We start from the raw sequence: 6,741 nt of genomic DNA, 5'->3' as shown, positions 1-6,741 counted from the left end.
GTACTGCAGGGGGGACCCTGTGGGAGAGTAGGACGCCGCCGAACAATCATTGTGGGAAAGCCCCGCACCTCATGGTGCGGGGCTTTTCTGCGTTCACCGGAGCTTCTGCCGGGTGGCCGGCGGACCCGGGTCCCGGAGTGGGGCGGGGCGGGAGGTAAGGTCAAGGGTCAACGTCAGTACCGTTCCCAGCAGGAGGCCCCCGGGTGGAGGTCCAGGAGACCGAGGTCCAGACAGACCGGGTCCTCACCATCCCCAACATTCTCAGCATGGCGCGTCTCCTCGGCGTGCCGCTGTTCCTGTGGCTCATCCTCCGGCCGGAGTTCGGCGGGCCCAACAGTGATGTCTGGGCGCTGCTCGTGCTGATGCTCAGCGGCATCAGCGACTACCTCGACGGCAAGCTCGCACGCAAGTGGAACCAGATCAGCAGCCTCGGCCGGCTGCTGGACCCGGCCGCCGACCGGCTGTACATCCTGTCCACGCTCGTGGGCCTCACCTGGCGCGAGATCCTGCCACTGTGGCTGACCGCCGTCCTTTTGGCCCGGGAAGTCATGCTGCTGGTCATGGTGGGAATCCTCCGCCGGCACGGCTACCCGCCGCCGCAGGTGAACTTCCTCGGGAAAGCTGCGACTTTCAACCTGATGTACGCGTTCCCGTTGCTGCTTCTCAGTGACGGAACCGGATGGCTGGCGTCACTCGCTGAAGTTTTCGGATGGGCTTTCGCCGGATGGGGTACAACTCTGTATTGGTGGGCAGGGATCCTCTACGTGGTCCAGGTCCGTCGACTCGTGAAGGCGGATACCGCGGCCGATTGAGCCCGTCCGTCCCGTGCCGTGCAGCGTCGCCGGCAGGAACGAGGACGTCCGAGGGCGAGTGAGCGGACAGGTTCGGTCGGCAGGACCGTCGTCTCTTCAAGGAGGACGCTTCCGACATGAAGGCCGTCGTGATGGCCGGTGGCGAAGGAACACGCCTTCGCCCCATGACCTCGAGCATGCCCAAGCCTCTTCTGCCGGTGGTGAACCGGCCGATCATGGAGCACGTCCTGCGACTGCTCAAGAGGCACGGTCTCAACGAGACCGTCGTCACCGTCCAGTTTCTCGCGTCGCTCGTCCGGAACTACTTCGGCGACGGCGAAGAACTCGGGATGGAGCTCACCTATGCCAACGAGGAGAAGCCTCTTGGTACAGCGGGCAGTGTGAAGAACGCCGAGGAAGCGTTGAAGGACGACGCCTTTCTCGTGATCTCGGGGGATGCCCTCACCGATTTCGACCTCACCGACCTGATCCGGTTCCACAAGGAGAAGGGTGCGCTCGTCACGGTCTGTCTGACGCGTGTGCCCAATCCCCTGGAATTCGGCATCACGATCGTCGACGAGGAAGGAAAGGTCGAGCGCTTTCTGGAGAAGCCGACCTGGGGGCAGGTCTTCTCGGACACCGTGAACACGGGCATCTACGTCATGGAACCCGAGGTGTTCGACTACGTCGAGGCCGACGTTCCGGTCGACTGGTCCGGTGACGTCTTCCCGCAGCTGATGAAGGAAGGCAAGCCGATCTACGGCTATGTCGCCGAGGGCTACTGGGAGGACGTCGGCACCCACGAGAGCTACGTCAAGGCACAGGCCGACGTGCTCGAGGGCAAGGTCCAGGTCGACGTCGACGGCTTCGAGATCTCGCCCGGCGTCTGGGTCGCCGAAGGAGCGGAGGTGCACCCCGACGCGGTGCTGCGCGGGCCGCTCTACATCGGCGACTACGCCAAGGTCGAGGCCGGCGCCGAGATCCGCGAGCACACGGTCATCGGCTCCAACGTGGTGGTGAAGACCGGGGCCTTCCTGCACAAGGCGGTCGTCCACGACAACGTGTACATCGGCCAGCAGAGCAACCTCCGCGGCTGTGTCATCGGCAAGAACACCGACGTCATGCGGGCGGCCCGGATCGAGGACGGGGCCGTCATCGGTGACGAGTGCATGATCGGTGAGGAATCGATCGTGCAGGGCAACGTACGGGTCTATCCGTTCAAGACCATCGAGGCCGGCGCTTTCGTCAACACCTCGGTGATCTGGGAGTCCCGCGGACAGGCCCACCTCTTCGGTGCGCGCGGGGTCTCCGGGATCCTCAACGTCGAGATCACGCCGGAACTGGCCGTGCGGCTCGCGGGCGCGTACGCGACGACCCTGAAGAAGGGCGCCACTGTCACCACCGCCCGCGACCACTCGCGCGGCGCCCGCGCCCTCAAACGGGCCGTGATCTCCGCGCTCCAGGCCAGCGCCATCGACGTGCGCGACCTGGAGAACGTGCCGCTGCCCGTCGCACGGCAGCAGACCGCGCGGGGAAGCGCCGGCGGGATCATGGTGCGTACCTCTCCCGGTGTGCCGGACTCGGTCGACATCATGTTCTTCGACGAGCGCGGCGCCGACCTGTCGCAGGCCCGGCAGCGGAAGCTGGACCGGGTGTACGCGCGGCAGGAGTACCGGCGGGCCTTCCCGGGTGAGATCGGCGACCTGTCCTTCCCGGCCAGCGTCTTCGACTCGTACACGGGGTCCCTGCTGCGGAACGTCGACACCAGCGGGATCGCGGAGGCCGGCCTCAAGGTGGTCGTGGACGCGTCCAACGGCAGCGCGGGCCTCGTGCTGCCGAGCCTGCTCGGGCGGCTCCAGGTCGATTCGCTGACCATCAACCCCGGACTCGACGAGTCGCGGCCGACCGAGTCCGCCGAGCGGCGGAGGGCCGGGCTCGTCCGGCTCGGGGAGATCGTGGCGTCGGCGCGGGCCGCGTTCGGCGTGCGCTTCGACCCGGTCGGCGAGCGGCTGTCGCTCGTCGACGAACGGGGCCGGATCATCGAGGACGACCGGGCGCTGCTGGTCATGCTCGACCTGGTGGCGGCCGAGCGCCGGTCCGGGCGGGTCGCGCTGCCGGTCACCACGACCCGTATCGCCGAGCAGGTGGCCGCGTACCACGGAACCCAGGTCGAGTGGACGACCACCTCGCCCGACGACCTCACCCGCGTCGGCCGGCAGGAGTCGACCATCTTCGGCGGCGACGGGCGCGGCGGGTTCATCGTGCCCGAGTTCAGCAGCGTCTTCGACGGGGCCGCGGCCTTCGTGCGGCTCATCGGGCTGGTGGCGCGGACGCAGCTCACGCTGAGCCAGATCGACGCCCGGATCCCGCGGGCGCACGTCATCAAGCGGGACATCGCGACGCCGTGGGCCGTGAAGGGGCTCGTGATGCGGCGGGTGGTCGAGGCGGCCGGCAGCAGGTCGGTGGACACCACCGACGGGGTGCGGGTCGTGGAGGCCGACGGGCGGTGGGTCATGGTGCTGCCCGACCCCGCGGAGGCCGTCACCCATCTGTGGGCCGAGGGGCCCGACGACACCTCGGCGCAGGCACTGCTCGACGAGTGGGCGCAGGTCGTCGAGAGCGCAGGTCGCTGACCGGATGACCGACGGAGGCCGGGCGGCGGTGGGACGGAGCCGCCCGGTCTTTCGCAGGGCCATTCGGCGGTAAGGCGTACGACGTGCGACGATGTGCGGCATGTCGCAGCAGCCCCCCGTTCGGAGCACCGGATCTCCGCCCCCGCGCCCGGACGCGTCGATGTCGCTGCTGAACAACGTCATCGACCACGCGCTGGACGACGGGTACGCGGAGGCGACCGCCCGGCGCGAGGCCGAGGGCGGTGCGCTGCCCAAGCCGCTGCGGGCCAAGCTCGGGCTGGCGGCCGGGCTGGTGCTGGCCGCCGCCGTGGTGACCGTGGGTGCGGCCGAGGCCCGGGTCTCGGCCCCCGTCGTCGCCAAGGAGCGGCAGGAGCTCATCGACCGGATCGAGGGCGAGAACGAGACCGCCGACGAGCTGGAGCGGGACGTCGAGCGGATCCGCGCCGAGGTCGGCGAACGGCAGCGTGCGGCGCTCGAACAGCACGGCGGCGACCAGGCGGAACTGGTCGCGCTGCTCTCCGGCGCCACCCCCGTGCGCGGACCCGGGGTGAAGCTCGTGGTCGACGACGCCAAGGGTTCCGACGGCGGGGGCGGCGGACCGCGCGAGAGCGCCGGATTCTCCGACACCGGGCGGGTGCGCGACCGCGACATGCAGCGGGTCGTCAACGGACTGTGGGAGTCGGGCGCCGAGGCCGTGTCGATCAACGGCCAGCGGCTGACCTCGCTCTCCGCGATCCGGGCCGCAGGCGACGCCATACTCGTCGACAACCGGCCGCTCGTGCCGCCGTACACCGTGCTCGCCGTCGGCGACGGACAGCGGCTGAACACCGCCTTCCAGGACAGCGCGGACGGGCAGTACCTGCACGCGCTGGTGGAGAACTTCGGGATCCGCAGCGGCATCTCGGTCGAGGGCGAGCTGAGCCTGCCGGCCGCGCCGAGCCTGATCGTACGTACAGCTGAGCCGAGGGGGGCCGGGTCGGCGACGCCGACCGGTCGGGCCACGGCCGACAAGGGGAAGGCAACATCGTGATCGCCGTACTGGGCCTGATCGTCGGAGTCGTGGCGGGACTGCTGGTCCGGCCCGAGATCCCGGCGGTCGTCGAGCCCTATCTCCCGATCGCCGTGGTCGCCGCCCTGGACGCGGTCTTCGGCGGTCTGCGGGCCATGCTCGACGGGATCTTCGTCGACAAGGTCTTCGTCGTCTCCTTCCTCTCCAACGTGGTCGTGGCCGCGCTGATCGTCTTCCTCGGCGACAAGCTCGGCGTCGGCGCGCAGCTCTCCACCGGTGTCGTCGTCGTCCTCGGCATCCGGATCTTCTCCAACGCGGCCGCGATCCGCCGCCATGTCTTCCGGGCGTGAGGCCGATGACCATGAACCCGAACGAGAAGCCGGAGCCGGGCGGCGAGGAGCCGCGGGAACCGGAGACGCCGAAGACGTCCGAGGCCGCGGAGCCGCGTGGGACGAACGAGCCGCGCGAGGCCGTGACCCCGCCGTCGGCCGCGCCCGCGGAGGGCGGTGAGAGCGCTCCCGAGGGGGCCCAGCCCGCCCCGGAGGCCGGTGCCGGTGCCGGGGGCGCGCCGGACGGGCGGCGGCGCCTGGCGGACGCCCTGTGGCCGCCGCGGGTGACGCGGGCCCAGCTCGTCGTGGCCCTGCTGCTCGCCTGTCTCGGTTTCGGCCTGGCCATCCAGGTCTCCTCGACCAGCGAGGGCAGTGCCCTGCGCGGGGCCCGGCAGGAGGACCTCGTACGGATCCTCGACGAGCTCGACGACCGGACCCAGCGGCTGGAGGACGAGAAGGCGCGGCTGGAGAAGCAGCGGTCGGAGCTGGAGTCCAGCTCCGACCAGGCCGAGGAGGCCCGCCGGCAGACGCAGGAGAAGGAGCGGCAGCTCGGGATCCTGGCCGGCACGGTGGCCGCCGAGGGGCCCGGCATCACGCTGACCGTGACCGACCCGGTCGGCGCGGTCGAGTCCGACATGCTGCTCGACGCCATCCAGGAGCTGCGGGCGGCCGGCGCCGAGGCGATCCAGGTCGACGGCGTGCGGGTGGTGGCGAACAGCTATTTCACCGGTGACGGCGATGACATGCGGATCGATGGAACGCAGGTGACCGCTCCGTACGTCTTCAAGGTCATCGGCAAGCCCGAGGATCTCGAGCCCGCGCTCAACATCCCCGGTGGAGTCGTGCAGACCCTCGAGAAGGAGCAGGCCACGGCCACGGTGGAGCGGTCGTCGAAGATCGTCGTCGACGCCTTGCGACCCGCGAAGCGGCCTGACTACGCTCGGTCGTCCTCCCCGTGAGAGAGGGGGCGAGGGGTCCCGCGACATGGGCTGGAGCGTTGCGGGGGGTCGGCGCACCACAACGGTGGTGCGTGGTGGAAACTGTCCGGAGGATACGGACGTTGTGAAGGTGTCCGGGTCGGCAGGTGTGATGGATCTCGGTTCGTCCTGCCCCACGGGCGGGTCTGTTTCGGTCAAGGGGAATCGCCCGTGAAGTTGTTTGCGAAGTTGTTCGGCAAGAGCGCACGCGAGGACGGCGGCAACGCCAGGCACCGCGCGCCGCGCCATGCCCAGAGCGAGGAGCAGGGCGGCGAGCGCCCGCTCTTCCGTGACGAGGTCGGTGGCGACATTCCGGGCGCGCAGGGCGCGTCGTCTGTTGACCCCGCCGGTGCCGCGCGCATAGGTTTCGGTGAACCATCAACCTCAGGTACGGGTGGAGGGTTTACCCCCGATCCGTACGCGACCCAGACCTCCGCGGGGCAGCCGCGGCAGGAGGACGCGTCCATGCCGGTGTGTACGAGGTGCGGTCACCGCAACGCGGCGGACAGCCGTTTCTGCTCCCACTGCGGCACGCCGCTGCGGGGCGGGATCGCCGCCGAGCGTCCCTCCGAGACGACGTCGACCATCTCGATCTCGGGTCTGGAGGCGTACGACGCGGAGACCACCGGTCAGATCGCGATCCCCGCGCTGTCCCCCGAGGCCCTCGCGGCCGTCGAGGCGCTGCCGCCGGGCTCCGCGCTCCTCGTGGTGCGCCGCGGTCCGAACTCGGGCAGCCGCTTCCTGCTGGACGGTGAGCTGACGACGGCCGGCCGTCACCCGCAGAGCGACATCTTCCTGGACGACTTCACGGTCTCCCGGAGGCACGTCGAGTTCCGCCGGGGCCAGGACGGCAGCTTCACCGTCTCCGACGTCGGCAGCCTCAACGGCACCTACGTCAACCGGGAGCCGATCGACTCGGTCGTGCTCAACCCCGGCGACGAGGTCCAGATCGGCAAGTACCGGCTGGTCTTCTACGCGAGCCAGCGAGGCGTCTGACACACG

The 6,741-nt window shown here is 69.9% G+C and carries 6 protein-coding genes; all 6 read left to right on the top strand.

Annotated elements, in window-relative coordinates:
* Nucleotides 1-203: 203 nt before the first annotated feature.
* The gene (locus ACFVU3_RS35870; RefSeq protein ID WP_390072972.1) at nucleotides 204-812 is read left to right on the top strand and encodes a CDP-alcohol phosphatidyltransferase family protein; all 609 of its coding nucleotides are present in this window, start codon (nucleotides 204-206) and stop codon (nucleotides 810-812) included.
* Between the two features lie 116 nt (nucleotides 813-928).
* Nucleotides 929-3,424 carry a sugar phosphate nucleotidyltransferase gene (locus ACFVU3_RS35865; protein ID WP_390072971.1) on the top strand — a complete coding sequence of 832 codons (2,496 nt, stop codon included), beginning with the start codon at nucleotides 929-931 and terminating at the stop codon, nucleotides 3,422-3,424.
* A 100-nt stretch (nucleotides 3,425-3,524) separates the two neighbouring features.
* Nucleotides 3,525-4,454 (top strand): DUF881 domain-containing protein, encoded by a 930-nt coding sequence (locus ACFVU3_RS35860; protein WP_390072970.1) that lies wholly within the window; start codon nucleotides 3,525-3,527, stop codon nucleotides 4,452-4,454.
* Nucleotides 4,451-4,783, top strand: coding sequence for a small basic family protein (locus ACFVU3_RS35855; protein WP_030492461.1), 333 nt, complete (start codon nucleotides 4,451-4,453; stop codon nucleotides 4,781-4,783). The genes ACFVU3_RS35860 and ACFVU3_RS35855 overlap by 4 nt, the downstream gene beginning before the upstream one ends.
* Before the next feature lie 11 nt (nucleotides 4,784-4,794).
* Nucleotides 4,795-5,721 (top strand): DUF881 domain-containing protein, encoded by a 927-nt coding sequence (locus ACFVU3_RS35850; protein WP_390072969.1) that lies wholly within the window; start codon nucleotides 4,795-4,797, stop codon nucleotides 5,719-5,721.
* A gap of 81 nt (nucleotides 5,722-5,802) precedes the next feature.
* Nucleotides 5,803-6,735: an FHA domain-containing protein gene (locus ACFVU3_RS35845; RefSeq protein WP_390072973.1), complete on the top strand. Its 933-nt coding sequence runs from the start codon at nucleotides 5,803-5,805 to the stop codon at nucleotides 6,733-6,735.
* Nucleotides 6,736-6,741: the final 6 nt, after the last annotated feature.

This window comes from Streptomyces sp. NPDC058052, assembly GCF_042885515.1.
GTDB lineage: Bacteria > Actinomycetota > Actinomycetes > Streptomycetales > Streptomycetaceae > Streptomyces.
Note: the sequence above shows the minus strand (reverse complement) of the source record. Positions and strands in the feature narration are given on the sequence as shown.

Coding starts and splice junctions, on each gene's coding strand:
- ACFVU3_RS35865 (WP_390072971.1), top strand. CDS start 929: ATGAAGGCCGTCGTGATGGCCGGTGGCGAAGGAACACGCCTTCGCCCC.
- ACFVU3_RS35860 (WP_390072970.1), top strand. CDS start 3,525: ATGTCGCAGCAGCCCCCCGTTCGGAGCACCGGATCTCCGCCCCCGCGC.
- ACFVU3_RS35850 (WP_390072969.1), top strand. CDS start 4,795: ATGAACCCGAACGAGAAGCCGGAGCCGGGCGGCGAGGAGCCGCGGGAA.